This window comes from Streptomyces yaizuensis (genome assembly GCF_034961445.1).
GTDB lineage: Bacteria > Actinomycetota > Actinomycetes > Streptomycetales > Streptomycetaceae > Streptomyces > Streptomyces yaizuensis.
In genome coordinates, this window is the sequence record NZ_BSBI01000014.1 from 118,445 (window position 1) to 143,741 (window position 25,297).

Annotated in this window: 20 protein-coding genes; 8 read left to right on the forward strand and 12 right to left on the reverse strand. The window is 72.7% G+C overall.

Annotated elements, in window-relative coordinates; genetic code table 11:
* Positions 1-11: 11 nt before the first annotated feature.
* A complete protein-coding gene (locus tag SYYSPA8_RS29185) occupies positions 12-1,088 on the reverse strand; it encodes an ATP-dependent DNA ligase (RefSeq protein WP_323450371.1) in 1,077 nt (358 codons plus the stop codon).
* A gap of 52 nt (positions 1,089-1,140) precedes the next feature.
* Here SYYSPA8_RS29185 and ligD point away from each other — a divergent pair, with 52 nt between their 5' ends.
* Positions 1,141-2,175: a non-homologous end-joining DNA ligase gene (gene ligD, locus SYYSPA8_RS29190; protein WP_323450372.1), complete on the forward strand. Its 1,035-nt coding sequence runs from the start codon at positions 1,141-1,143 to the stop codon at positions 2,173-2,175.
* A gap of 25 nt (positions 2,176-2,200) precedes the next feature.
* On the opposite strand, the gene SYYSPA8_RS29195 is transcribed toward ligD, so the two are convergent.
* Together SYYSPA8_RS29195 and SYYSPA8_RS29200 are read right to left on the reverse strand one after the other, a co-directional pair.
* Positions 2,201-4,444 (reverse strand): OmpL47-type beta-barrel domain-containing protein, encoded by a 2,244-nt coding sequence (locus tag SYYSPA8_RS29195; protein ID WP_323450373.1) that lies wholly within the window; start codon positions 4,442-4,444, stop codon positions 2,201-2,203.
* 8 nt (positions 4,445-4,452) lie between these two features.
* A complete protein-coding gene (locus SYYSPA8_RS29200; protein ID WP_323450374.1) occupies positions 4,453-6,933 on the reverse strand; it encodes a ThuA domain-containing protein in 2,481 nt (826 codons plus the stop codon).
* A gap of 194 nt (positions 6,934-7,127) precedes the next feature.
* Here SYYSPA8_RS29200 and SYYSPA8_RS29205 point away from each other — a divergent pair, with 194 nt between their 5' ends.
* The 3 genes from SYYSPA8_RS29205 (at position 7,128) to SYYSPA8_RS29215 (ending at position 9,328) form a co-directional block, all read left to right on the forward strand.
* Complete coding sequence (locus tag SYYSPA8_RS29205) at positions 7,128-8,138, forward strand: multicopper oxidase domain-containing protein (RefSeq protein WP_323450375.1); 1,011 nt, start codon at positions 7,128-7,130, stop codon at positions 8,136-8,138.
* An 83-nt stretch (positions 8,139-8,221) separates the two neighbouring features.
* Positions 8,222-9,013 carry a VOC family protein gene (locus SYYSPA8_RS29210; RefSeq protein WP_323450376.1) on the forward strand — a complete coding sequence of 264 codons (792 nt, stop codon included), beginning with the start codon at positions 8,222-8,224 and terminating at the stop codon, positions 9,011-9,013.
* Positions 9,014-9,082: 69 nt separating this feature from the next.
* Entirely contained in the window at positions 9,083-9,328 is a 246-nt protein-coding gene (locus SYYSPA8_RS29215) for a WhiB family transcriptional regulator (protein WP_323450377.1), read from the forward strand.
* A gap of 10 nt (positions 9,329-9,338) precedes the next feature.
* On the opposite strand, the gene SYYSPA8_RS29220 is transcribed toward SYYSPA8_RS29215, so the two are convergent.
* The 8 genes from SYYSPA8_RS29220 to ssgD all read right to left on the reverse strand — a co-directional run bounded on the left by SYYSPA8_RS29220 (position 9,339) and on the right by ssgD (position 18,351).
* The gene (locus SYYSPA8_RS29220; RefSeq protein ID WP_323450378.1) at positions 9,339-9,692 is read right to left on the reverse strand and encodes a hypothetical protein; all 354 of its coding nucleotides are present in this window, start codon (positions 9,690-9,692) and stop codon (positions 9,339-9,341) included.
* Between the two features lie 248 nt (positions 9,693-9,940).
* The gene (locus tag SYYSPA8_RS29225; protein ID WP_323450379.1) at positions 9,941-10,552 is read right to left on the reverse strand and encodes a hypothetical protein; all 612 of its coding nucleotides are present in this window, start codon (positions 10,550-10,552) and stop codon (positions 9,941-9,943) included.
* An 80-nt stretch (positions 10,553-10,632) separates the two neighbouring features.
* A complete protein-coding gene (locus SYYSPA8_RS29230) occupies positions 10,633-11,868 on the reverse strand; it encodes a hypothetical protein (RefSeq protein WP_323450380.1) in 1,236 nt (411 codons plus the stop codon).
* Complete coding sequence (locus SYYSPA8_RS29235) at positions 11,861-12,157, reverse strand: hypothetical protein (RefSeq protein ID WP_323450381.1); 297 nt, start codon at positions 12,155-12,157, stop codon at positions 11,861-11,863. The genes SYYSPA8_RS29230 and SYYSPA8_RS29235 overlap by 8 nt, the downstream gene beginning before the upstream one ends.
* A 66-nt stretch (positions 12,158-12,223) precedes the next feature.
* On the reverse strand, positions 12,224-13,198 hold the full coding sequence (locus SYYSPA8_RS29240) for an acyl-ACP desaturase (RefSeq protein WP_323450382.1): 975 nt from the start codon (positions 13,196-13,198) through the stop codon (positions 12,224-12,226).
* Between the two features lie 244 nt (positions 13,199-13,442).
* Positions 13,443-15,785: an excinuclease ABC subunit UvrA gene (locus SYYSPA8_RS29245; protein ID WP_323450383.1), complete on the reverse strand. Its 2,343-nt coding sequence runs from the start codon at positions 15,783-15,785 to the stop codon at positions 13,443-13,445.
* Positions 15,786-15,902: 117 nt separating this feature from the next.
* Positions 15,903-17,558: an ABC-F family ATP-binding cassette domain-containing protein gene (locus tag SYYSPA8_RS29250; RefSeq protein WP_323450384.1), complete on the reverse strand. Its 1,656-nt coding sequence runs from the start codon at positions 17,556-17,558 to the stop codon at positions 15,903-15,905.
* 376 nt (positions 17,559-17,934) lie between these two features.
* Positions 17,935-18,351, reverse strand: coding sequence for a spore wall synthesis regulator SsgD (gene ssgD / locus SYYSPA8_RS29255; protein ID WP_323450385.1), 417 nt, complete (start codon positions 18,349-18,351; stop codon positions 17,935-17,937).
* Between the two features lie 193 nt (positions 18,352-18,544).
* Here ssgD and SYYSPA8_RS29260 point away from each other — a divergent pair, with 193 nt between their 5' ends.
* A complete protein-coding gene (locus SYYSPA8_RS29260; RefSeq protein WP_323450386.1) occupies positions 18,545-19,657 on the forward strand; it encodes a WD40/YVTN/BNR-like repeat-containing protein in 1,113 nt (370 codons plus the stop codon).
* A 42-nt stretch (positions 19,658-19,699) separates the two neighbouring features.
* Positions 19,700-20,401 (forward strand): endonuclease V, encoded by a 702-nt coding sequence (locus SYYSPA8_RS29265; protein WP_323450387.1) that lies wholly within the window; start codon positions 19,700-19,702, stop codon positions 20,399-20,401.
* Between the two features lie 982 nt (positions 20,402-21,383).
* Here SYYSPA8_RS29265 and SYYSPA8_RS29270 read toward each other — a convergent pair.
* Entirely contained in the window at positions 21,384-22,583 is a 1,200-nt protein-coding gene (locus SYYSPA8_RS29270; protein WP_323450388.1) for a saccharopine dehydrogenase family protein, read from the reverse strand.
* A 298-nt stretch (positions 22,584-22,881) separates the two neighbouring features.
* On the opposite strand from SYYSPA8_RS29270, the gene SYYSPA8_RS29275 reads away from it, so the two are divergent.
* Positions 22,882-24,060, forward strand: coding sequence for a CaiB/BaiF CoA transferase family protein (locus SYYSPA8_RS29275; protein ID WP_323450389.1), 1,179 nt, complete (start codon positions 22,882-22,884; stop codon positions 24,058-24,060).
* Positions 24,057-25,271, forward strand: coding sequence for an acetyl-CoA C-acetyltransferase (locus SYYSPA8_RS29280; protein WP_323450390.1), 1,215 nt, complete (start codon positions 24,057-24,059; stop codon positions 25,269-25,271). The genes SYYSPA8_RS29275 and SYYSPA8_RS29280 overlap by 4 nt, the downstream gene beginning before the upstream one ends.
* The last annotated feature ends 26 nt before the right edge of the window (positions 25,272-25,297 follow it).

Here is a 25,297-nt window from a genome sequence, read left to right on the forward strand (position 1 = left end):
GGCGGGCGGGCTCACCCGGACGGCGGCGACCCCGCCAGCACCCGGGCCAGGTCGTACCGCACCGGCTCCTCCAACTGCGCGTACACGCAACTCTCCGGCGCCCGGTCCGGCCGCCAGCGCCGGAACTGCGCCGTATGCCGGAACCGGTCCCCCTCCATGTGGTCGTACGCCACCTCCACCACCCGCTCCGGCCGCAGCGCCACCCACGACAGGTCCTTCTTCCCGCTCCACCGGCTCGGCGCCCCCGGCAGCCGCGCCCCGGCATGCGCGCTCTCCTCGGCCCACGCCGCCCACGGATGCCCCTTCGGGGGATCCATCACCAGCGGCGCCAGCTCCTCGATCAGCTCCGCGCGCCGCTTCATCGGGAACGCCGCACACACGCCGACATGCTGGAGCGCCCCGCCCTCGTCGTACAGCCCGAGCAGCAGCGAGCCCAGCATCGGCCCGCTGCGGTGGAAGCGGTACCCGGCGACGACCACGTCCGCCGTCCGCTCGTGCTTGATCTTGAACATCAGCCGCTGGTCCGGCCGGTACGGCAGATCCAGCGGCTTGGCCACGACCCCGTCGAGCCCCGCCCCCTCGTACTGCTCGAACCACCGCTCCGCCAGCTCCCGGTCGGTGGTCGCGGGCGCCAGATGGACCGGCGGCCGGGCCGTGGCCAGCGCCCCCGCCAGCAGCTCCCGCCGCTCACGCAGAGGTACGTCCAGCAGGGACCGGTCGCCGAGCGCCAGCAGATCGAAGGCGACGAACGCGGCCGGGGTGCGCTCCGCCAGCGTCCGCACCCGGGAGGCCGCCGGATGGATCCGCTCGCTGAGCAGATCGAAGTCGAGCCGCCCGTCCCGGACGATCACGATCTCCCCGTCCACCACGCAGCGCGGCGGCAACTCTCCGGCCAGCGCGGCGACCAGCTCGGGGAAGTACCGGGTCAGCGGCTTGCCGGTACGGGAGCCGAGCACCACCTCGTCCCCGTCGCGGTGGACGATCGCCCGGAAGCCGTCCCACTTGGCCTCGTACTGCATCCCTGGCGGGATCTTCTTGACCGACTTGGCGAGCATCGGCTTCACGGGCGGCATCACCGGCAGATCCATGGGGAGATTGTCCGATATGCGGCCCGGATCGGCGCGGCATACGCTGACCGACATGGCCAAGGCGGTGGAACTGGACGTGGGGGACCGGACCGTCCGCGTCTCCAACCCGGACAAGGTCTACTTCCCCGAGCGCGGCTGGACCAAGCTGGACATGGTCACCTACTACCTCGCCGTCGGCGACGGCGTCACCCGCGCGCTCCGGGACCGCCCCACCACCCTGGAGCGCTACCCCGACGGGGTGACCGGCGAGTCCTTCTTCCAGAAACGCGCCCCCAAGTACCTCCCCGACTGGATTCCCACCGCCCACATCACCTTCCCCAGCGGCCGGTCCGCCGACGAGCTGTGCCCCACCGAACCGGCCGCCGTGATCTGGGCCGCCAACCTGGGCGCGGTCACCTTCCACCCCTGGCCGGTGCGGCGCGCCGACACCGACCACCCCGACGAGCTGCGGCTCGACCTCGACCCGCAGCCCGGCACCGACTACGCCGACGCCGTCCGCGCCGCCCACGAACTGCGCGCGGTCCTCGCCGAGCACGGCCTCACCGGCTGGCCCAAGACCTCCGGTGGCCGGGGGCTCCATGTCTTCGTCCCCATCGAACCCCGCTGGACCTTCACCCAGGTCCGCCGGGCGGCCATCGCCTGCGGCCGCGAACTGGAACGCCGGATGCCGGACCGGGTCACCATCAAGTGGTGGAAGGAGGAACGCGGCGAGCGGATCTTCGTGGACTACAACCAGACCGCCCGCGACCGCACCATCGCCTCCGCCTACTCCGTCCGGCCCCGCCCCCACGCACCGGTCTCCGCGCCGCTGCGCTGGGAGGAGATCGACGACGCGGTCCCGGCGGACTTCGACATCATGACGATGCCCCGCCGGTACGCCGAGGTGGGCGATGTCCACGCGGACATGGACGACCACCGCTTCTCGCTGGAACCCCTGCTGGAGCTGGCCCGCAGGGACGAGGCCGAGCACGGCCTCGGCGATCTGCCCTATCCGCCGGAGTATCCGAAGATGCCCGGCGAACCCAAACGGGTGCAGCCGAGCAGGGCCCGCCACGACGCCGATTCCGACGCCGCTGAAGGGGAGTGACGGCCCCCGCCGGGGGGCCGCCCGTTCACCACTCCTGGATACGGATGTTCCGGTACGAGACCACATCGCCGGTGCCGTGCACCTGGAGGCCGAGGAAGCCGGTGGCGTACCGCCGGCCGTCCGTGCCCGGGTCCCCGGCGCGCGGGGGCACGAACTCCTGTCCGCCGGTGTTCTCGAACTGGTTGATCAGCACCCCGTTGCGGAACACGGAGTACGACTGGCCCACCACCCGGATCTCGTAGTCGTTCCAGGTGCCCTTGGGCGTCACCCCGGCCCCGCCGAGCCCGACCCGGTCGAAGCCGTACACCGAGCCGGTCTTGTACAGGTCGCCGTCGGGCCGGTCCAGGATCTGGATCTCATGGCCGTACTTGATGGCGACCCACTCGGGGCGGGGCTCCTCGGGGTGGTCGTGCGGGGCGGGGAAGCGGACGAAGACGCCGCTGTTGGCGTTCGTGGCCCCGGGGGCGTCGTCCCGCCACTGGAGCCGCAGCGAGAAGTCCCCGAACCGCTGCTGCGGGAACCACAGCATGCCCAGGCCGCCCCGGGTGGTGCCGCTGGTCATCGTCCCGTCGGCGTTGAGGGCGAAGGAGCCGCCGCCCACGTGCTGCCAGCGGTTGAAGGAGGACGTGCTGCCGTCGAAGAGGCTGCGGTAACCGGCGTTCTGGCCGGGCCGGCCGATGCCGGAGCGCCGGCCCGCGCCGTACACGACCCCGTGCTCGCGGGCGTCGATCACGCCGTCGGCCAGCAGCCGGTCGAGCACCCGGTCCACGTGCCGGAGGAAGAGCGCGTGGGACGACCACGCCTTCTCGTCCTCGATCAGCTCGTTGACGGTGCACCGGGAGCGGGTCATCCGGTTGGGCACGCCGGAGTCGACGGTGCCGACGATGACGGTGAGCCGTTCGTCCCACTCGGGGCAGCCCGGCGCGGGCACCCCGCCGCCCTCGGCGACGGTGAACGTGGTCCGGCGGGCCGCCGAGGTGTTCCCGGCGTGGTCGCTCGCCCGGTGCAGCACGGTGTGGAAGCCGACCCGGTCCACCGTCAGCGCAGCCGTGTACTCCAGATAGGGCCCGCCGTTCAGCGAGTACTCGGTCCGCGCGACCCCGGAGCCGCCGGTGTCGGTGGCGCCGACGGTGACCCGGGCGCTGGTGACGTACGCGCCGTCCGAGTTGAGCACGCCGGTGACCTCGGCGGCGGTGACGGGCGGCTCCCGGTCGGGGGCGGGCGTCGCCACCACGGTGAACTCCACCGACGCGGCCGCCGACGCGTTCCCCGCCCGGTCGGTGGCCCGGTAGCGGACGGTGTGCGGGCCGAGTCGCGCCACCGCCACGGGCGCGGTGTACGGCTGCCAGGCGCCGTCCGCGCCGAACGCGTACTCGATCGTGTTGACGCCCGAGCCGGTGTCGGACGCGCTGACGGTGACCGTCGCCGTGTCGAGGTAGCGCCCCTGGGCGTCCTGCTGCCCGGTGACGGTCGCCGATGTCTGCGGCGGGGTGGTGTCGTCGACGGGCGGCGGGGCCACCGTGAACGCGACGGACTTCGCGGCGGCCGTGTTCCCGGCCCGGTCCGTGGCGCGGTGGCGGACGGTGTGCTGCCCGACCGTCGTGACCACGACCGGCGCGGTGTACGCCCGCCAGGGCCCGTCCGTACCGGTCGCGTACTCGATCCGGTCGACGCCGGAACCGTCGTCGGTGGCGGACACGGTCACCGTGGCCTGGCCGACATAGGCGCCGTCGGCGTTCCGGTCGCCGTCCACGCGGGCGTCGGTCACGGGCGGCGCGGTGTCGCCGCCGGGGTTCCCGGTGACGGTGAGGATGCCCTGCATGGCCCCGTGGCCGGGGATGGTGCAGAAGAAGCGGTAGCGGCCGGGGGTGAGCGTGACCTCGGCGGTGTGCCGGCCGCCGAGGTCGTCGGCGGGGTTCGCCAGGATGTTCAGCGGTACGTCGTTGTTGTACTCCGGGTCCGACACGTCGAAGGTCAGGGTGTGGGGCATCCCGGTCGTGTTGCCGGTGGCCCGGCTGTTCTCGAAGACGATCGTCGTCCGGCCCGCGACCGCCGTGGCGGGGAAGGTGGGATAGCGGTCGATGGGGTCGCCCGCCGTCCAGGTGAGCGTCTGCGCGGTGGTGCCCGTGGTGCCCGCGGTCGCCGTATGGGCCGTACGGGGCGTGGTGGCCGTCGCCGCCGTTGTCGTGGTCGTGGTCGTGGTCGACAGCAGTCCCACCAGCAGCGCCACCGAGGCCACGAGAGCCGCCCGGATCCGCCGTGTCGTCATCCGTCGTGTCATCGCGCCGCCCTCCGCACCAGCTGTCCGTCGGCAGGGGTCGCCCCGCCGCCGTGATACGTGATCCGCCAGAGCGCGGAACGGGAGTCGGAGGTGAAGAAGCCCCGGCCGTAGTCGAGGACGTACAGCGAGCCGTCGGGCGCGAACTTCCAGTCCATCAGATTGCGGATGCCGCTCACGCCGCCCGGCACGATCCTCTTCAGCGACTCGGCGTGCACCGGGAGCCCGCCCCTGCCCACCGTCGCCGGGTCGGTCAGCACCGCGTGCCGGGGCTGGTCGCCGTCGTAGAAGTCGCCCACGAACCACTTGCCGTCCCAGTACGCCGGCCACTTCACCGCGCTGGGCGCCTCGCTGTAGCGGTAGACCGGTCCTGTCATGGTCGCCTGGGCGCCGCCCTTCAGCCACGGCAGCAGCAGCTTCTGCTCGGACAGCTGGTAGCTGGGTACGCCCCGGGCGTCGCGCGGGAAGTCGGGGCCGCCGCCCTGGGGCGCGTACCACATGGTGTTGGCGGTGACGGGCGGCAGGTTCACCAGCCCGTCGTTGTGCGGCGACTCGTTCTTCGGCGCGGCGCAGTCGTACCAGCCCAGCGGCTGGGCGGGGTCGGGCAGATTGCGGTCCCGGTAGGGCTGGTTGTTGCCCATGCAGTACGGCCAGCCGTGGTTGCCGGCCCGGGTGATCGCGGCGAACGTGTCGTACTTCGCCGGACCCCAGACCGGCGACGGCGTCCCGGCGTCCGGGCCGACCCACCCCGCGTACAGGATGTCGGTCCGCCGGTCGACGAAGATCCGCGCCGGGTTGCGGACGCCCATGACGTAGATCTCGCCCCGGGTCTTCCCGCCGCCCTCGTCGGGCTCCCGGCCGGTGAACAGGTTCCCGGCGGGGAGGGTGTACGTGCCGTCCGGCTCGGGGTGGATCCGCAGGATCTTGCCGTTGAGGTTGTTGGTGTTGCCGGAGGTGCGGCGGGCGTCGGCGAAGGGCGTACCCCGGAAGGCGGGCACCGGGTTGTTGCCGGAGTAACCCGCTGTGAAGCCGGACGAGTTGTTGTCCCCGGTGGCGATGTACAGATGGCCCTTCGAGTCCCAGGCCATGCCGCCGCCCGCGTGGCAGCAGCTGTGGAGCTGCACCGGCCACGACAGCAGCACCTTCTCGCTGGCCGGATCCAGCCGGCCGGTGGTGTGGTCATAGGTGAAGCGGGAGACGCGGCGCTCGCCGGTCCTGGCCTCGCGGTCGATCCGCGCGTGCGGGGTCCAGTGCAGGTACACCCAGCCGTTGGCCGGGAAACCGGGGTCCAGCTCGATCCCGACGAGACCCTCCTCGTTCTTGATCAGCTCACCGCCGCCGCCCTTGTTCCCGAAGACGGTCACCGCGCCCGCGAGGGAGACCTGCCGGGTCGCCGGGTCGTAGACGTGGATCTCGCCCTGCCCCTTGCCGATGCCGGGGTCGTTCCAGTCGGTGACCACGGGCCGGGAGGAGTCGGCGCCGCCCCGGCCGATGTAGAAGACCTTCCCGTCGGGGGCCGTCACCAGCCCGTGCGGCTCGCCGATCTGGTCGTTGTGCCCCGGCTGGTTGGGCCGGGTGACCCGCTCCGCCGTGTAGTGGGCGGCGATGGTGGCCTTGCAGTCGGCGCGCGTCTGCCGGGTCGTCCAGGCGAGCGCGCCCCGCAGGTGCTCCCGGAAGTCGGTCTCGGCGAAGCTGTCGGCCGTACCGCCCATACCGGTGTAGAAGGAGCGGCCCCCGTCGTAGTCCCGGCACCAGGAGATGGGGTGGTCCCAGCCGTTGGCCCCGGTCGCCGGGGTGTACGAACTCTCCCGCAGCCGGGCCACCGTGTGCACGGCGCCGGACGGGTTCACCGCCCAGTTGAACCACTTGTCGGGCCGCTTCCACTGGAGCGGCAGCGACACGGTGGCGGGATGGCGGCGGTCACCGACCTCGACGACCGCCCGCTGTACGGTACTCGGCGCCCCGGTCGGCCGCGCCCCGATCAGTTGGGTGAACCAGTCGGAGTACGGCTCGGTCCGCGCGGCCTCGTGGACGCCGACGAAGCCGCCGCCCGCCTCCATGTACGCCTCAAGTCCGGCCTCCTGATCGGGGTCGAGCACATCGCCCCCGCCGGTGAGGAAGACGATCGCGTTGTACGAGCCGAGCCGCCGGGCGTCCGTGAACACGGAGGCGTCGTCGGTCGCCTCGGTCTCGAACCGGCCCGCCGCCGGGCCGCTCAGACCGATGGACTCCACCGCCGCGATGCCCGCGTCGACGGTGGCGGGCTCGGCGGTGGCCCAGGCGTGGAAGACGAGCACCCGCACGCCCCCGCCGCCGGGCGGCGACGGCAGGGACAACGTTGTCCGCCCCGGCTCGGGCGGTGGTCCGGCACTCGCCGGCGTACCCCCGCCGAGCAGGGAGACGACGAGCGCGCCGGCGCCGAGAACCGCCGTGAGCCCGGTTCTGCGGGAACGCGAGCCGCGCTGCGGTGTGCGGTGCATAGGGTCACCCACCCCTCTGAGGTCACACGACAGCCTGGAAGCTAGACCTCTTTCGCCGCTTCGCCAAGAGCGTCGACCGGAGAAGGGCCAACTTTGTCCTGACTGTGGAAAAACACCGGGCCCCGGACTACCGTATGGCCTCCCCGGGGAGTGGTTCGCCCCGCCGATCTCCAGGCTGGAGTGGGGAGTTCGCGATGGACAGACGGAGCTTCGGGCGCCGGGTCCTGGCATCGGGCGCGGTCGCGGCGACGGGCGTGGCGACGGGCGTGGTGGCGGCGTCGGGCCCGGCGTCGGGTGCCGCATCCGGCAGCGCCCTCGATGCCCTGGCCGACACGCCGCCGAGGACGGCGCCGCCGGGTGGCCGCGTCCGCCATATGCGGCTCTGCGCGGAGCGGCTGCCCGACGGCCGGATGGGGTACGGGCCGGAGCGGGGGCGGGCCACCGTCCCCGGGCCGCCGATCGAACTGACCGAGGGCGACACCCTGCACATCGAGTTCGAGAACGCGATGGACGTCCCCGTCAGCCTCCATGTCCACGGCGTCGACTACGACATCGCCAACGACGGCACCCGCTCCACCCGCAGCCATGTGGAGCCCGGCGCGACCCGTACGTACACCTGGCGCACCCATGTCCCGGCCCGGCGCCCCGACGGCACCTGGCGGCCCGGCAGCGCCGGGTACTGGCATTACCACGACCATGTCGTCGGCACCGACCACGGCACCGCCGGCATCCGCAAGGGGCTCTACGGGCCCGTGGTGGTCCGCCGCGCGGGCGACATCCTGCCCGACCACCAGTTCACCGTCGTCTTCAACGACATGACGATCAACAACCGGCCCGGACACACCGGCCCCGACTTCCGGGTGACGGTCGGCGACCGCGTCGAGATCGTCATGATCACGCACGGTGAGTACTACCACACCTTCCATCTCCACGGTCACCGCTGGGCGGACAACCGGACCGGGCTGCTCCAGGGCCCCGACGACGTCAGCCGGATCATCGACACCAAGATCTGCGGGCCGGCGGACTCCTTCGGCTTCCAGATCGTCGCGGGCGAGAACGCGGGCGCGGGCGCCTGGATGTACCACTGCCATGTCCAGAGCCATTCCGACATGGGCATGACCGGGCTGCTGCTGGTCGCGAAGCCGGACGGCACCATCCCCGGGTACGGGTCCCACCACGGCGGCCGCGGCCGCCATCGGAGCTGAGCCCGGCCCCGCTCGGATGCGGGCCCGCCGCCACCGGGGGAGACTGGACCCCACGGCACCCGGCTGCCCCGAAGGAGCGCACCATGCTCACGACGCGCTATGTCTCCGGCTCCCCGAACTGGCTGGACCTCGGCACCCCCGACATCGCCGGCGCGGAGACCTTCTACCGTGACCTCTTCGGCTGGACCTTCGTCCCGGCCGGCCCCGAGGCGGGCGGCTACGGCATGTTCCAGCTCGACGGCAAGACGGCGGCCGCCGGGATGCCCGTCCCTCCGGAGCAGGGCCCGCCCGCCTGGAACGTCTATTTCCAGTCACCGGACGCCGACGCCACCGCGACGGCCGTCCGCTCGGGCGGCGGCCAGGTCGTGCACGGCCCGATGGACATCTGGGACCTGGGCCGCATGGCCTACCTGGGCGACCCCTCCGGCGCGACCTTCGGCATCTGGCAGCCCGGCCGGAACAAGGGCCTCGACCTGATCGGCGCGGAGGGCGCGCTGTGCTGGACCGAGCTGTACACCCCCGACGAGAACGCGGCGCTCGCGTTCTACACCGGCGTCTTCGACTGGGGCACCACGTCCATGCCGTACCCGGACGGCTCCGGCGCGTACACGATGGTGCACCCCGCGTCGGCGGGCGCCGAGGCGATGTTCGCGGGCCTGGTCCCCCTCGCCTCCGACCCGGCCGAGACCACCCCCCACTGGCTCCCGTACTTCGCCGTCTCCGACTGCGACGCCACGGCCGCCCGCGCCGCCTCCGGCGGCGGCACGATCCACACGTCCCCGGTCGACCTCCAGGGCATCGGCCGCTTCGCCAGACTCACCGACCCCTCCGGCGCCCGCTTCGCGATCATCCAGGGGGAGCCCCAGGACTCCTGAAGCCCCTGGCACGGGGGTTGTTGATCCTTCATTGAGCCGGTGTTTATCGGTGTGGGTAAAAGTGCTGTCATGCCGATCAACGCCATCACCGACAATGAACTCGCCTGGCAGGAGTCCGCGTTGTGCGCGCAGACGGGCGCGGACTTCTTCTTCCCGGCCCCCGGCGCCTCCACGAAGGAGGCGAAACTGCTGTGCGGGGCGTGCGAGGGGCGGGTGGAGTGCCTGGAGTACGCGCTGCGGCACGACGAGAAGTTCGGGGTGTGGGGCGGGCTCTCGGAGAAGGAACGGCACCGGCTGAAGCGGGCGCGGGGCTGACGCCACGTGCTCATGTCATGCGTACCTTGCGCCCCTTGACCAGTTCGGCCCGCTCGGCGAGGGCGTCGTCCTCGGGGGTACCCGGGAGGCCGGGTGACGGGGGGGAATCCGGGACGACCCTTACGGGGAAGTGGCCGCCGACGGGGGATACGACCCCGCCGTACCGGGGGTCGCCGGCGAACCAGATGGTGTTCGGCGTGGAGTTCTCCCGGTCTGCGAGATCTCCGGCGTGGAAGGTGACTCGTAGGACAGGGCTGTGGTCCTCCGCGAACCGGATGACGATCGTGCGAGGGCTCTCCGGGGAACGGCGCGGGTAGTGGCACGGGTACGCCTGCCAGGAGTAGGTGGCCAGGATCCTTGCCATACGTCGGGTACGGCGGAGTGCCAGACAGGCGATGGCCAAGCAGGGCACGTAGCAGAACAGCAGAATGACCGGGAGGCTCGCCCCGTCGGATGGGAACCGCCACGCTGTCGGCCAGCCGATCGAAATCCCCAGGACCACCGTTGCGACCAGCCAACGACGACGTCGGGTGATCAGACGTCGGTAACCGGCATCGGTGGCCGGATGGTGGAGGGCTCGCCCGGAAGTGGGGTGAGGGGATTCCGAGGTCATCAGAAGAGCTCCCGGAGCCGTGAGTACCGTTGCGGCTGCTGTTGGAGTTCTCCTGGATCCGAGAAAGACATGGTCTGGGCGATCCCTTCGAGGATCGAGCTGTAGGAGCTGGAGTGGTGGACGGCGGCGGTGGTGAGGTCTGCCACCGCGACATGCTCGCGTGACGGGAACGGAACCGTGAGACGGGCCTGGAACACCTCCGCCGACGGCATGCTGACGCCCAAGGCCTGGGACGAGTGATTCGGTGGTGCCGTCAGGGTCCCGCTCACCAGTGCTGCGGGTGTGCCGTCGGGAAGGCTGATCAGACGTCCTGCGGCCTCTTGCCACAGGGGGGACTCCCTTTGCGCGAGTGCGCATTGGGCCACCGCCATCTGAGGAGTCCGGTGGGCAATGCGGGTGATCGACAGGGACAGGAACGACACACACGCACCGTGCCGCTCGTCGGGGTGAATGCCGAGAGAGGTGTGCGTGGTATCGCTGTTGTGCAGGGCGAGGAGCAAGTCGGCCGTGATCCGGAGATCGCGCAGGATCACGGCCATCATCGTGGTGTCGCCCAGGAGGGGACGCAACGCGTCGGCCGCTCCTTCATCAATGTGCGCGAGCCGGTTCACGTCGAGAACGTGGTACCCGGGTGGCAGACGGAACCACATGGGCGGGGTTGGCTCTGGCATGGTCGGCCTCGACAATTCGATCAACGGGTGAGTGTTGCCCAGACATGGGCCGCTTTGGCAGCCGACCCGGGGCCGTCGTCCAGGACAGCACGTGTCCCGTCGACGGCGGTGGCGGCTTCTGACACCGAATCGCTTTCGCTCCACGGTCCGTGGTGACTTGCCGCGGTGAGGGCCCCGGACGCGGGAAACGCGTATTTCACCGATGTCTTCACAGCCTCGGGGGCACGTTGCAGCGCCCATGCCGTGAACGGGTTCTCGACTTGGCGCATGTCCTCCATCGCCGCGACCGCTCCGCGTCCAAAACCACGTGCGGCGGTGCCCGATGCGTCGACAGTCCCCGGGGCCGCAGCAGCGCGGGCCGATTGAACAGCGGTGGTCGCCGCCTTGGTGCCCTGGGCGATGGCGGCCACACCCGGTACTGAGCCAAGGGCGTCGCCGGCGAGCGTCACCGCACTGTCCCAGAAATCGGCATCGACCTCACCCTTGGTGAAGCCTGCTTGCAGTGACGCGCGAGTCTTGGCGTCGGCGAGGTGCAGAGTGAGTGCGCCGAGGCTTGCTCCGGCCCCGACGAACATCAGTGCCAGCCCGACGGGTCCCAGGAAGGGGCCGATCACCAAGGCCAGGAAACCGGCGAGGGCCGACACGTCGGAGAGAAGGTCTCCCAGATCCTCCCGCACCCACTCGACCGCCCGGTCCAGAAGACCCGGCTCCTCCGGGGCCAACCCCACCGTCGCCTCGTCCAGGCACCGCGCGACCTGGCGCGCCTCCGCCCGGTGTTCCGCTTCCAGTTCGCGGGCGCGGTGGAGGATCGACGCCAGGGCGTCCTCGGCGGACGTCAGGGACTCCCCGGCCGCGTGGAGGGCCGCGGGCGGGGGGTCCGCGGACGCGGTGAGGCGGGCGTGGTGGGACTTCGCGTGGGCCAGTGCCGCGCGGGCGGTCGCCGCGTCCGTGTCGCAGCGGCGGGCCGTGGCCTGGAGGCTCAGCAGGTCGTCGTGCCAGCGGCCCAGGCGGCGCGCGGCCTCGGTGAGTGAGCGGTGGGCGTCGTGGAGGGCGCCGGTCAGGCCGCCGTCGAGGGAGGCGCGGAAGGCCGCCGCGCCCTCGCCCCGCCAGGCCGTGTCGTCCGACACGAGGCGGGAGACCAGCCGGTGGGCCGTGCCCAGCGACTCCGCCGCCGTGGCGAGTTTCGTGCGCAGCGCGGCGACCGCGGCCGGGCTGCCCGGTGCCGGGTCCCACCCCAGGTACGGGCAGTCAGGCATCGGGCCGCACCGCCCGGAACGCCTCGGTGATCGCGGCGTCGACCCGGGCGTACTCGGCCCGGCTGAGCCCTACCCCGTCGTGGACGGAGCCGATCCGGTCCCGGAGGCGTTCGGCTCCGTACGCCCAGCGCTCCTGGAAGCCGTCGCAGGCCCGGTCGAGTTCGGGTGTGCCGAGCTGGTCCGCCCGCAACCGTTCCAGGGCGTTCCGCGCCTGGGAGAGTGCGGTCAGCGAACGGCTCAGGGCCTGTGCGAGCCGGGCCAGGCCGGCGGTGTCCACCTGGAGATCCATGGGCGGACACCCTGGCAGAAGTCCGGGCGGGGCACGAAGCCCGGATCCCTCGTGTGGGGGAGCGCGTCAGCCGGCCGCGCGCGCCGCCATCCGGGCCTTGCGGGCGGCGAGCTTCTCGTCGAACTTGAGGGCCTCGCTGTCCAGGCCGTTCATGTAGAGGCCCAGTTCCTCCTGGGCCTGGTGGCCTTCGGGGCCGAGGCCGTCGATCTCCATGACCTTCAGGAAGCGCAGCACCGGCGCGAGGACGTCGTCGTGGTGGATGCGCATGTTGTAGATCTCGCCGATCGCCATCTGCGCGGCGGCGCGCTCGAAGCCGGGGATGCCGTGGCCGGGCATCCGGAAGTTGACGACGACGTCGCGGACGGCCTGCATGGTGAGGTCGGGGGCCAGTTCGAAGGCCGCGCCGAGCAGGTTCCGGTAGAAGACCATGTGCAGGTTCTCGTCGGTGGCGATCCGCGCGAGCATCCGGTCGCAGACGGGGTCGCCCGACTGGTGGCCGGTGTTGCGGTGGGAGACGCGGGTGGCCAGTTCCTGGAAGGCGACGTAGGCGACCGAGTGCAGCATCGAGTGCCGGTTGTCCGATTCAAAGCCCTCCGACATGTGCGACATCCGGAACTGCTCCAGCTGGTCCGGGTCGACGGCGCGCGACGTCAGGAGGTAGTCGCGCATGACGATGCCGTGCCGGCCCTCCTCGGCGGTCCAGCGGTGCACCCAGGTGCCCCAGGCGCCGTTGCGCCCGAAGAGCGTGGCGATCTCGTGGTGGTAGCTGGGGAGGTTGTCCTCGGTGAGGAGGTTCACCACCAGCGCGATCCGCCCCACGTCGGTGACCTTGGACTGTCCCGGCTCCCAGGCCTCGCCGTCCTCGAAGATGCCGGGGAAGTTGCGGCCGTCGCCGAAGGGGACGTACTCGTGCGGCATCCAGTCCTTGGCGACCTTGAGGTGGCGGTTCAGTTCCTTCTCCACGACCTCCTCCAACGCGTACAGCAGTCGCGCGTCGCTCCACGCGTCCGAGCTGCCGAGGTGGGGAGAGGTGATCGTCACTGGTGCTCCTGGGGACGGGAGAGTCTGTTACCTACGGATTCGTAGGTTACGAAACCGTAGGTTAAGCGCGCTGTAAGTCCCGGACCAAGTCGACCTGGGTCAATGTCCGACTACGTTCTGTTATGCATCATCGTTGAGGGGGAAAGAAGGCCCATATGAGCGCCCTGCCGCCCCATGTGAGGCGGCGGGCGAGAGACAGCTCACATGCGGCCATGCGTCCGGACGGGCCGGCGCGGCGCCCGGCTCAGCCCGCGCCGCGGGCCAGGTCGCGCCGCAGATACTCCGCCGTGACCGACGAGGGGTCCGCGAGCAGCCGTTCGGGCGTCCCCTCGAAGACCACCCGGCCGCCGTGCTTGCCGCCCTCCGGCCCCAGATCGATCACCCAGTCGGCACGCTTCACCACATCGAGGTCGTGCTCGACACAGATCACCGTGTTCCCCGTGTTCCCCCTGTCCCCCGCGCCTCCCGCGTCGACCAGCCGGTCCAGCAGGCCGACCAGGAGATCCACGTCCGTCATGTGGAGCCCGGTGGTCGGCTCGTCCAGGACGTACACGCTGCCGGTGCGGTGCAGCTGAGTCGCCAGCTTGAGGCGCTGCCGCTCGCCGCCGGAGAGCGAGGACAGTGGTTGCCCCAGCGTGAGATAGGTCAGCCCCACCTCGTGCAGGGCGCGCAGCCGCCGCCGCAGGGCCGGGTCGTCGAAGAAGTCCGCCGCCCGGGCGGCCGTCATGTCCAGGACATCGGCGATGGAGTGGCCGTCCACCCGCAAGCGCAGCACCCCGTCCTGGAAGCGCCGGCCCTCGCAGACCGGGCAGACCGTGGTCACGGGGTCCATGAACGCCAGATCGGTGTGGATGAGCCCGCGTCCGGAGCACTCCCGGCACGCGCCCTCCGAGTTGAAGCTGAAGAGCCCCGGCCGCGCCCCGGTCCGCCGGGCGAAGACCTTCCGTACGGTGTCCATGACTCCGAGGTACGAGGCCGGGGTCGACCGGGAGGACGCGGTGATCGCGCCCTGGTCGATCACGACCGCCTCCGGGTACGCCTCGGTGAAGACCTGCGAGACCAGCGTGGACTTGCCGGAGCCGGCCACTCCGGTCACGGCTGTGAGCACCCCGGTGGGGAAGCGCACATCGATCCCCCGGAGGTTGTGCAGCTGCGCCCCGGTCACGGGGAGCCAGCCGCCCGGCGTACGGAACGTCTCCTTCAGCCGGGTGCGGCGGCGCAGGGCACGGCCGGTGAGGGTGTCCGCCTCGCCCAGCAGGCGCCGGGGCCCCTCGAAGACGACCCGGCCGCCCTCCGTGCCCGCGCGGGGGCCCATGTCCACGACATGGTCCGCGATCGCGATGACGTCCGGGTCGTGCTCGACCACCAGGACCGTGTTGCCCCGGTCCCGGAGCCGGATCAGCAGCTCGCCCAGGCGTCCCACGTCCCGCGGGTGCAGCCCCACACTCGGCTCGTCGAAGACGAAGGTGAGGCCGGTGAGCGAACTGCCCAGATGGCGTACGGTCTTGAGGCGCTGCGCCTCGCCGCCGGAGAGGGTCGTGGTCTCCCGGTCCAGGGAGAGATAGCCGAGCCCGATGTCGACCAGCCGCAGCAGCCGCTCCCGGGCGGCGGCCGCCACCGGGCCGGCCACCGGATCGTCGATCCGGCCGACCACCTCCACCAGGTCGGCGACCTCCATCCGGGCGTAGTCGGCGATGCCGAGGCCGTCGATCCGGGTGGCGAGCGCGGCGGCGTTCAGCCGGGCCCCGCCGCAGGTGCCGCACGGCCGCTGGACGACGAAGCGGTCCGCCGCCTCCCGGCGCTTCTCGGAGAGGGTGTCGGTGTCGCGCTTGAGGTGGAGCCGGGTGAACCGGTTGACGACCCCCTCGTACCGCAGGTCGGCGCTGCCGGTCCGGGTGGTCACCCGGACGCGGCCGGACGTGCCGTGCAGCAGCAGCTCCCACTCGTCGGGGGAGTACGCGCCGAGCGGCTTGTCCACGTCGAAGTGGCCCGAGCCGGCGTACAGCTGCCACTCCCAGCCGCCCACCCCGAGTCCGGGCAGGAGCAGCGCGCCCTCCTGGAGCGATTTCGACCGGTCGATCGCCTTGTCGACGTCCAGGTGGACGCTCCGGCCCAGGCCGTCGCAGCCGGGACACATCCCGGTGGGGTCGTTGAACGAGTACGCGGTGGCCGGGCCCGCGCTCGGGACGCCGTGGCGGGAGAACAGCACCCGGATCACCGGGAAGATGTCCGTCATCGTGCCGACGGTGGAGCGGGCGTTGCCGCCGACGGGTTTCTGGTCCACCACGACCGCGACGGACAGCTCCTCGATCCCGTCCACCCGGGGGCGCTCGTACTTGGGCAGTCGGTTCCGGATGAAGGAGGTGAAGGTCTCGTTGAGCTGCCGCTGCGACTCGACCGCGATGGTGTCGAAGACCAGGGAGGACTTCCCCGATCCCGAGACCCCGGTGAAGACGGTGATCCTGTTCTTGGGGATGGTGAGCGAGACGTCCCGCAGGTTGTTCTCGCGTGCGCCCTCGATGACGATGCCGCGTTCTGTGCCGTGTTCTGTGCTGTGTTCTGTGCTGTGTTCCGTGCCGGGTTTCATGCGGTCGACGCTAAACAGGAAACCGGACAGCTCCTGTCGGTGTTTTCTTGGATGTCCTCGTCGGTTTCCGGCCCCGGGTGCGGCCCGGACCCCGGGGGATCCGGGCCGCACCCGGGGTCAGGCGCGGTCGGCGGCGGCCGGGTGCGTGCCCGCCCGGACCTCCTCCGGGCCGGTGGCGTGGAGCGTCCCGTCCAGCAGCAGCCAGCGGGTGATCCCGATCGACTCCAGGAACGGCACATCGTGACTGGCCACGATCAGGGCCCCCTCGTACGCCTCCAGCGCCGCCGTGAGGCTCCGTACGCTCGCCAGGTCCAGATTGTTGGTCGGCTCGTCCAGCAGGAGCAGCCGGGGCGCGGGCTCGGCCAGCAGCTGGGCCGCCAGGGCGGCCCGGAACCGCTCGCCGCCGGAGAGCGTGCCCACCGGCTGATCGGCCCGCGCCCCCTTGAAGAGGAAGCGCGCGAGCCGGGCCCGGATCCGGTTGTCGGTCGCCCCGGGGGCGTGCAGCGCCACGTTCTCGGCCACGCTCAGCGCGTCGTCCAGGACGTCGAGCCGCTGCGGCAGGAAACGCAGCGGGACCTCGGTGACGGCCTCGCCCGCCGCCGGCGCCAGCTCGCCGGTGATCGTGCGCAGCAGGGTGGTCTTGCCCGCCCCGTTCCGCCCCACGAGCGCGATCCGCTCGGGGCCGCGCACCTCGAAGTCACCCAGGGGCAGTTCCGCATGACGCAGGGTCAGCCCGGTGAGCCGCAGCACCCCACGGCCCGGGTGGACCGTGGTGTACGGCAGTTCGATACGGATCTCGTCGTCGTCCCGGACGGCCGCCTCCGCGTCGTTCAGCCGCTCGCGGGCCCGGTCCAGCCGTTCCGTGTGCGTGGCCTTCAGCTTGCCGGCGGAGACCTGGGCACTGCGCTTGAGACTGTTCGCGGCGATCTTCGGGACGCTCCCGCTGTCCTGCTGCTTCTGGCCGTACCGCTTGCGGCGGGCCAGTTTGACCTGGGTGTCGAGGAGTTCGCGCTTCTGCCGCCGCACATCGGCCCCGGCGACGCGCGCCATCCGCTCGGCCGCCTCCTGCTCGACGGCCAGGGCCTCCTGGTACGCGGAGAAGTTCCCCCCGTACCAGGCGATGTCGCCGTCCCGGAGGTCGGCGATCCGGTCGACCAGCTCCAGCAGCTCGCGATCGTGGCTGACCACGATCAGGACGCCGGACCAGGAGGCGATGGCGTCGTACAGACGGTGCCGGGCGTACCGGTCGAGATTGTTCGTCGGCTCGTCCAGGAGCAGCACGTCCGGCCGGGCCAGCAGCAGGGCCGCGAGCCGCAGCAGGACACCCTGCCCGCCGGAGACGTCACCGATGGTGCGGTCCAGCCCGATGGAGCCGAGACCGAGCTGATCGAGGGTGGCGCGGGCCCGCTCCTCCACGTCCCAGTCGTCGCCGACGGCCGCGAAGTGCTCCTCGGCGGTGTCACCCGCCTCGATGGCGTGCAGCGCGGCACGGGCACGGGCGATGCCCAGGGCCTCGTCCACCCGCAGGGCGGTGTCGAGGACCACCTTCTGCGGCAGATAGCCGACGGACCCGCTGACCCGTACCTGCCCGGAGACCGGGGTCAGCTCCCCGGCCAGCAGCTTCAGCAGGGTGGACTTGCCGCAGCCGTTGAGCCCGACGAGCCCGGTACGGCCGGAGCCGACGGCGAGCTGGAAGCCGTCGAACACCTCCGTGCCGTCGGGCCAGGAGAACGCGAGCGCGGTGCACGAGACATGGGTGGAATGAGTAGACATACGGGTCTCCTGTTGCGTGGTGGAATGCCGGACGGCATACGGGCGACGGGGAGACACCGCGTCACGTGCGACGACCACAGAGGACCGGCCGATCCGCCCAAGGGCCCCGGACGGGGCCGCGCGGCGGATGGCGGATCAGGGAAGGACGGCATCGAACGCCGAGGTCGCACGGGGCGCACACGCCGGCAGCGGCGGGTGGCGCACGGTGTCCCAGGACCTCAGACGAGCAACGTCCTTCTCCATTCAGCGGCAACAGAAGTGGTTCCACCGTAGAAAACGGCGGTCGGGACCGTCAACGCGTTTTTCCGCGCGGGAGTGCCCGGGCCGACGTTCATGACGCACGGGTCGTTCCACCGGCCCCGGTGGGGGAGTGGGGTCAGCGGACGTCGCGCAGCAGCGCGGCCAGCTCGTGGTCGAGATCCAGATACAGATGCTCGTGGCCCGCCGGGACCACGCCCTGCGCCCGGCGGAGGAAGTCGCGCAGCTCGCTGGTGCGGACATGGACCACGGCGACACCCTCGTGCGCGTGGAACTCCAGCACCGTGCGGTCGTAGCCGTACGGCCGGACCCGTACATCCCCCGACCCGGCCGGTTTCTCGATGCCGGTGGCCAGCAGCTCGCGCCCGAAGGCCCACGTGATGTCGGTGCCCTCCAGGGTCGCCGGCGCGGGGAAGTCCATCCGTACGGCGAAGGGGTCCCCGCAGTCGTAACGGAGCGTCGCCGGCACGGTCTCCATGTGGGGCGCGGGCGCGACCAGCCGGGCCTGCACGGCCTGTTCGATGACGGTGGGCACGGCCTCTGCTCCTTCACAACACTGCTGGGTGACGCCTCCTCGGCTATCGGGGAGGACGGGGTACGGGCACGCAGGGTGCACCGCCTCGCGCGTGACCTGTGTCACCGGCGGGAGGTGGAACCGGAGGTGGGAGGAGCGGGACGGGCGCGCGCACCCTGGACGCGCCCGCACCCGTGGGCTAGCTTCCACCGCCATGACATCCAAGGGGAAGACGGGACGCGCGGTGTGGGCGGGGATCTGCGCGGCGGCGGTGGCCGCCGTGCTCACCACTCCGGCGCAGGCCGCGCCGGAACCCCCGGCACCGCCGGCCGGTACGGCGCCGGGCGGCGACCGGGTGTGGGGCCTGAAGGACACCGGCAAGGACGTACGTTTCCGGGGGCTCGCGGCGGTCGGTCACCGCACCGCCTGGGCCGCCGGTGCCCGGGGAACCGTCCTGCGCACCGGCGACGGCGGCCGCACCTGGCGCGACGTCTCCCCGCCCGGGGCCGCCGGGCTGGAGTTCCGCGACATCGAGGCGTTCGACGGCCGTACCGCCGTCGTGCTCGCGATCGGCGAGGGCGAAGCCTCCCGGATCTTCCGCACCGGCGACGGCGGAACCACCTGGAGTGAATCCTTCCGGAACACCGACCCGAGGGCCTTCTACGACTGCGTCGCCTTCTTCGACCGCTCCCACGGCCTCGCCATGAGCGACCCCGTGGACGGAAAGTACCGGATCATCGCCACCCGCGACGGCGGACGGTCCTGGCGGACCCTGCCGAGCACCGGGATGCCCGCCGCGCAGCCGGGCGAAGCGGGCTTCGCCGCGAGCGGGCAGTGCCTGGTCACCGCCGGGCCCCGGGACGTCTGGCTGGCGACCGGCGGCGGCGCCGACGCCCGCGTCCTGCACTCCGCCGACCGAGGGCTGAACTGGACGGTGGCGACCACCCCGCTCCCCGGCGGCGACCCCGCGCGCGGGGTCTTCGCGCTCGCCTTCCGCGACCGGGACCACGGGATCGCCGTCGGCGGCGACTACCGGACCGGACAGCCCTCGCCCCGGGCCGCCGCCGTCAGCCGCGACGGCGGCCGCACCTGGCAGCCGTCGGCCACGCCGCCACCCGCCTACCGCTCCGGCGTCGCCTGGCTGCCCCGCACCCGCACGGCCGCCCTCGCCGTCGGACCCACCGGCACCGATCTCACCCTGGACGCGGGCCGCACCTGGCAGACCGTCGACACCGGCTCCTTCGACACCGTCGACTGCGCCCCCACCGCCTGCTGGGCCTCCGGCGAGAAGGGCCGCATCGCCCGGCTGGAACCCGGCCGCCGCTGACGCACCGCCCGCAGTCCTCGTTCCACCACCTAGGCTGACACCGTGACGATCATCGAGGTGCCCCAGGGGTGGCCCGCCGACCCCGAACGGGCCCGCGCCGTCCAGGACGAACTGCGGGCCCGGGTGGCCCTGGACGAGCCGGGCCCGCCACCCGGCACCGGCCGGGTGACCGGGGTCGACGTCGCCTACGACGACGCGCACGGCCTGGTCGCGGCGGCGGCCGTGGTCCTCGACGCGGCGACCCTCGCCGTCGTCGCGGAGACCACCGCCGTCGGCCGCGTCGCCTTCCCCTACGTCCCCGGGCTGCTCGCCTTCCGCGAACTCCCCGCCGTCCTCGGCGCCCTGGCGGCCCTGGACACGGACCCCGGGCTGGTCGTCTGCGACGGCTACGGCCGGGCCCACCCGCGCCGCTTCGGGCTCGCCAGCCACCTCGGGGTGATCACCGGGCTGGCGACGATCGGGGTGGCCAAGAACCCGTTCGTCCACCCGCACGGCGAACTCGGGCCGGAGCGCGGCGACATGGCCGCGCTGCGTGGCGACGACGGCGAGGAGCTGGGCCGGGCACTGCGCACCCAGCGCGGCGTCAAACCCGTCTACGTCTCGGTCGGCCACCGCGTCTCGCTCGACAACGCCTGCGCCCACACCGTCGCGCTCGCGCCGCGCTACCGGCTGCCCGAGACGACGCGCCGGGCCGACCGGCTCTGCCGTGACGCGCTCACTGCGGCGACATCGGGCCGCGCCTGACTCTCCTGCCCGGGGTACCGGCCGCCCACCTTGCGCTGCGGGGCCCGCGTCGATGCGGGCGGGGTGCGCTCGTCCGGGGTCCGGCCCTGCGTGGCCCGTGTCGGTACGGTGTCCCGCACCCTTCTTCCCCCCGCTGGGGGTACGGTCCGCCTTTGCGTGGTCCGTGGGTGGGGGTGCAGGGTCGCCCCCGCAGGGGATCGGCGGAGGCCGACCCGCACCGGACCTGGTGAGTACGCTCGCCGACCCCGAGGAGGTGAGCCCGGAGGCCCCGCCAACCCGCACCACTACCCGGTCCCGGGACAGGCCGCACAAACTGAGCCCGTCCGGCGATTGAGGACGGACCCGTACCCCGCCCAGGGGTGACCGAAGCAGCCGCACCGCCGCCCCTGGGGGACCGGCAACCCGAGCAAATTCAGCCTCGCCGGCGATTGAGGCGCAGGGGTTCGGGGACTGGTCCCCGACACGGGCCCGCACACTGCGGGACGTTCGCCTGTGCGACGGGGCAGGGTGCGGGGTCCGTCCTCAAGCGCCGGACCGGCTGGATTTGCTCGGGTGATCGTCGGGGGCCAGCCCCCGAGCCCCCGCGCCTCAATCGCCTGCGGGGCTGGTTTTGTTCGGGTGGTTCCGGGACCGGGTGTGGTGCGGGTTGGTGGTGGCCTCCGGGCTCACCTCCTCGGGGTCGGCGGACCGAAGGCCCACGGTCAGCGCAAGCAGGACTTACCGCCGATCCCCTGCGGGGGCGACCCTGCACCCCCCACCCACGCAGCCGGCACAGGCGGACCGGTACCCCGAGCCGGGGAAAAGAAGGGGTGCGGGCCCCCGCACCGACACGGGCCGGACAGCCAGCGCCCTGGACGGGGGCCGAGGCACCCGTACCGACACGGGCGGGCCACCGCAGGCCCCGGACGAGCGCACCCCACTCGCATCGGCGCGGGCGGGCAGCGCAAGGCCGACCCCCCCGCAGGCGCGGGCGGCGTAACCGCTAGCGGGCCGACGCCACGCGGAAGCGGATGCCCGCCCGCTGCAACCGCTCCAGCAACGCGTCCCCCATCGCCTCCGCCGTCGTGACCTGCCCCGACCCCGCCGGCAGCGGATCGAAGGCGAGACAGAGCGCCGACTCGCCGAAGATCTTGGCGGTCTCGTCGTACCCGGGATCGCCCCCCGAGACCTCCGTGTACACGGTCCTGCCCCCGCCCTCGCCCACGAACCGCACCGAGAACCAGCTCTTGGCCCGGCGCCGCTCGTCGGGCCCCGCGCCGGGCTCCAGGCGGCGCAGGAGCCAGCGCCGGGCGGCGGGCAGCTGTGCCAGCCCCGCCACGGCGCAGACCGCGGCCGCCCCGCCCACCGCCATGGGCAGCGTCCTGACCGCCGCGTAGTGCCGGTAGCGGAAGTCGGGCCCGTACCGGGGCAGGGCCCGTGCCGACCGGGTGATGATCTGCCCGTCGAGCAGGGGCAGCGGCAGCGCCCAGGCGCCGGTCTCGGCGCTGTAGCGCGGCCCGCCGAGCGGGGATCGTGCCCGTCGTCCCACCACTCGCGGCTCGTGCAGCCGCCGCTGGCGCGCGGCGCGCAGGGACTGCCGGGCGCGGCTCATCACGGTGAGCGCGGAGGCGAAGGTCCCGCCGGAGAACATGCCGTTGGAGCTGATGAAGCCGTCCACGGTCAGCGGCACCCCTTCGGGCAGCTGGCCCACCGTGAAGTAGACCCCCAGGTCGCCGGGGACCGAGTCGAAGCCGCAGGAGTGCACCAGCCGGGCGCCGGTCTCGCGGGCCCGTGCGTCGTGCCGGACGTACACCAGGTCCACGAACTCCGGCTCGCCGGTGAGGTCGAGGTAGTCGGTGCCCGCGTCGGCGCAGGCCGCGACCAGTGGTTCGCCGTACCAGAGGTAGGGGCCGACGGTCGTGGCGATGACCCGCGCGGACTCGGCGAGCCCGCGCATCGCCTCCGGGTCGTCCGCGCCGGCCTCGATGAGGGGCAGCCCGGCGCAGGCGGGGTGTTCGGCGGCGAGTTCGTCCCGCAGCCGTTCCAGCCGGGCCCGGCTGCGGCCCGCGAGCGCCCACCGGCAGCCTTCCGGCGCGGTCCTGGCCAAGTACCGTGCGGTCAGGACCCCCACGAACCCTGTCGCCCCGAAGAGCACGATGTCGTAGGGGCGCTGTGCGCGACCGCTGCCGTCCTGCGTGTCCACTGGCTCCTCCGTTGTCGGTTCCGTACGGGTGCTGTACGGGTGCCGCCCGGCGCGTCCGCCGCACGGGCGGGGCACGGCCGGCCACCGCCGTGCGACCCGGCGGTGGCTGAGGCTAGCGTGCGAACAGGTCCCGGAAAAGGAGGCCTTCCCGCCGGGCGCGGGCGCGGGAGACGGACCCGGGGCACGGAGCCGGGTGAATCGGGCCACCACCCCCCCGCCGGGCCCTTGTACCCGGGCGGAGGCGTTCCTACCATCGCTGGTGTTACATCGGTTGTGTCATATCAATGCTGGGGGTTCGATGACCGCGACGACCTCGACCGCGACGCCGGTGCCGGAGCACGGCCCGCTCACCGGGGTGCGCGTGGTCGAACTGGCGGGCATCGGGCCCGCGCCCTTCGCCGCCATGATGCTGGCCGACCTGGGGGCCGACGTGGTCCGCGTGGACCGCCCCGGCGGCTCGGGCTTCGGCATCGACCCCGCGTACGACCTCACCAACCGCAACAAACGCTCCGTCCTGATCGATCTGAAGGCCCCCGGCGGGCCCGCGCGGGTGCTGAAGCTGGCCGAGCGCGCCGACATCCTGATCGAGGGCTTCCGTCCCGGCGTCGCCGAACGCCTCGGCATCGGCCCGGACGACTGCCTCGCCCGCAACCCCCGTCTGGTGTACGGCCGGATGACCGGCTGGGGCCAGGACGGCCCGCTCGCCGACCGGGCCGGGCACGACATCGCGTACATCGCCGTCACCGGCACCCTCGGGATGATCGGCCGGGAGGACGAGCCGCCCGTCGTCCCCGCCAATCTGCTCGGCGACTACGCGGGCGGCTCGCTCTACCTGGTCACCGGCGTGCTGGCGGCGCTGCACCACGCCCGTTCCGACGGCGGGCGGGGCCAGGTCGTGGACGCGGCCGTCGTGGACGGCGCCGCCCATCTGGCCACGATGATCCACGGCATGCGGGCCGCCGGCGGCTGGCGCGACCGCCGGGGCGTCAACCTGCTCGACGGCGGCAGCCCCTTCTACGGCTGCTACGAGACCTCCGACGGCGGCCACATGGCGGTCGGCGCGCTGGAGCAGCGGTTCTACGACGAGTTCGTCCGCGTCCTCGGCATCGCGGACGAGATCCCCTCCCGCCGGGAGGTCGACCGCTGGGACGAGCTGCGGGCCGCCGTCGCCGATGCCTTCCGCACCCGCACGCGGGCCGAGTGGACCGCCCTCTTCGAGGACACGGACGCCTGTGTCGCCCCCGTGCTCTCCCTCGGTGAGGCGCCCGTCCATCCGCATCTCGCGGCCCGGGGCACCTTCGCCGAGCACGGCGGAATCACCCAGCCCGCACCCGCGCCCCGGTTCTCCGCCACCCCCGGCGCCCTGCGCACCCCGCCGGCGGTGCCCGGCGCGGACGCCGCCTCGGTCGCCCGCGACTGGGGCCTGCCCGACCCCGCCCCCGAATCCGCCACCGCCCCCGAAAGGCCGCTGCCGTGACCACCGAAGCGTATGTGTACGAGGCGATCCGCACCCCCCGCGGCCGTGGCAAGGCGGGCGGCGCCCTCCACGGCACCAAGCCCATCGACCTCGTCGTCGGGCTGATCCAGGAGCTGCGCGCCCGCTTCCCCGGCCTCGACCCGGCGGCCGTCGACGACATCGTGCTCGGGGTCGTGGGACCCGTCGGCGACCAGGGTTCCGACATCGCCCGGATCGCGGCCATCGCCGCCGGGCTCCCCGACACCGTCGCCGGAGTCCAGGAGAACCGCTTCTGCGCCTCCGGCCTGGAAGCCGTCAACATGGCCGCGATGAAGGTCCGCTCCGGCTGGGAGGACCTGGTCCTCGCCGGCGGGGTCGAGTCGATGTCCCGGGTGCCCATGGCCTCCGACGGCGGCGCCTGGTTCGCCGACCCCATGACCAACCACACCGTCGGCTTCGTCCCCCAGGGCATCGGCGCCGACCTCATCGCCACCATCGAGGGCTTCGGCCGCCGCGACGTGGACGAGTACGCCGCCCTCTCGCAGGAGCGGGCCGCCGCCGCGTGGAAGGACGGCCGCTTCGACCGTTCCGTCGTCCCCGTCCGGGACCGCAGCGGGCTCACCGTCCTCGACCGGGACGAGCATCTGCGCCCGGGGACCACCGCCGACACCCTCGCCGCCCTCAAGCCGTCCTTCGCCGGCATCGGCGACCTCGGCGGCTTCGACGCGGTCGCGCTCCAGAAGTACCACTGGATCGAGCGGATCGACCACGTCCACCACGCCGGCAACTCCTCCGGCATCGTGGACGGGGCCGCCCTGGTCGCCGTCGGCTCGCGCGCGGTCGGCGAACGGTACGGGCTGACCCCGCGCGCCCGGATCGTCTCCGCCGCCGTCTCCGGCTCCGAGCCGACCATCATGCTCACCGGGCCCGCGCCCGCCACCCGCAAGGCCCTCGCCCGGGCCGGGCTGACCATCGGCGACATCGACCTGGTCGAGATCAACGAGGCGTTCGCCGCCGTGGTGCTGCGATTCGCCCGGGAGCTGGACATCCCCCTGGACCGGATCAACGTCAACGGCGGCGCGATCGCGATGGGCCACCCGCTGGGCGCCACCGGCGCCATGATCCTCGGCACCCTCGTGGACGAACTCGAACGGCAGGGGAAGCGGTACGGCCTCGCCACGCTCTGCGTCGGCGGCGGCATGGGCATCGCGACCGTGGTCGAGCGGCTGTAGGGCCTGTCCGACGGATCCTGCTGGGC

Excerpts from the sequence above, each read along its gene's own strand:
- SYYSPA8_RS29185 (WP_323450371.1), bottom strand. The coding sequence starts at position 1,088 with ATGGATCTGCCGGTGATGCCGCCCGTGAAGCCGATGCTCGCCAAGTCG.
- ligD (WP_323450372.1), top strand. The coding sequence starts at position 1,141 with ATGGCCAAGGCGGTGGAACTGGACGTGGGGGACCGGACCGTCCGCGTC.
- SYYSPA8_RS29195 (WP_323450373.1), bottom strand. The coding sequence starts at position 4,444 with ATGACGACACGGCGGATCCGGGCGGCTCTCGTGGCCTCGGTGGCGCTG.
- SYYSPA8_RS29200 (WP_323450374.1), bottom strand. The coding sequence starts at position 6,933 with ATGCACCGCACACCGCAGCGCGGCTCGCGTTCCCGCAGAACCGGGCTC.
- SYYSPA8_RS29205 (WP_323450375.1), top strand. The coding sequence starts at position 7,128 with ATGGACAGACGGAGCTTCGGGCGCCGGGTCCTGGCATCGGGCGCGGTC.
- SYYSPA8_RS29210 (WP_323450376.1), top strand. The coding sequence starts at position 8,222 with ATGCTCACGACGCGCTATGTCTCCGGCTCCCCGAACTGGCTGGACCTC.
- SYYSPA8_RS29215 (WP_323450377.1), top strand. The coding sequence starts at position 9,083 with ATGCCGATCAACGCCATCACCGACAATGAACTCGCCTGGCAGGAGTCC.
- SYYSPA8_RS29220 (WP_323450378.1), bottom strand. The coding sequence starts at position 9,692 with ATGGCAAGGATCCTGGCCACCTACTCCTGGCAGGCGTACCCGTGCCAC.
- SYYSPA8_RS29230 (WP_323450380.1), bottom strand. The coding sequence starts at position 11,868 with ATGCCTGACTGCCCGTACCTGGGGTGGGACCCGGCACCGGGCAGCCCG.
- SYYSPA8_RS29235 (WP_323450381.1), bottom strand. The coding sequence starts at position 12,157 with ATGGATCTCCAGGTGGACACCGCCGGCCTGGCCCGGCTCGCACAGGCC.
- SYYSPA8_RS29245 (WP_323450383.1), bottom strand. The coding sequence starts at position 15,785 with ATGAAACCCGGCACGGAACACAGCACAGAACACAGCACAGAACACGGC.
- SYYSPA8_RS29250 (WP_323450384.1), bottom strand. The coding sequence starts at position 17,558 with ATGTCTACTCATTCCACCCATGTCTCGTGCACCGCGCTCGCGTTCTCC.
- SYYSPA8_RS29260 (WP_323450386.1), top strand. The coding sequence starts at position 18,545 with ATGACATCCAAGGGGAAGACGGGACGCGCGGTGTGGGCGGGGATCTGC.
- SYYSPA8_RS29275 (WP_323450389.1), top strand. The coding sequence starts at position 22,882 with ATGACCGCGACGACCTCGACCGCGACGCCGGTGCCGGAGCACGGCCCG.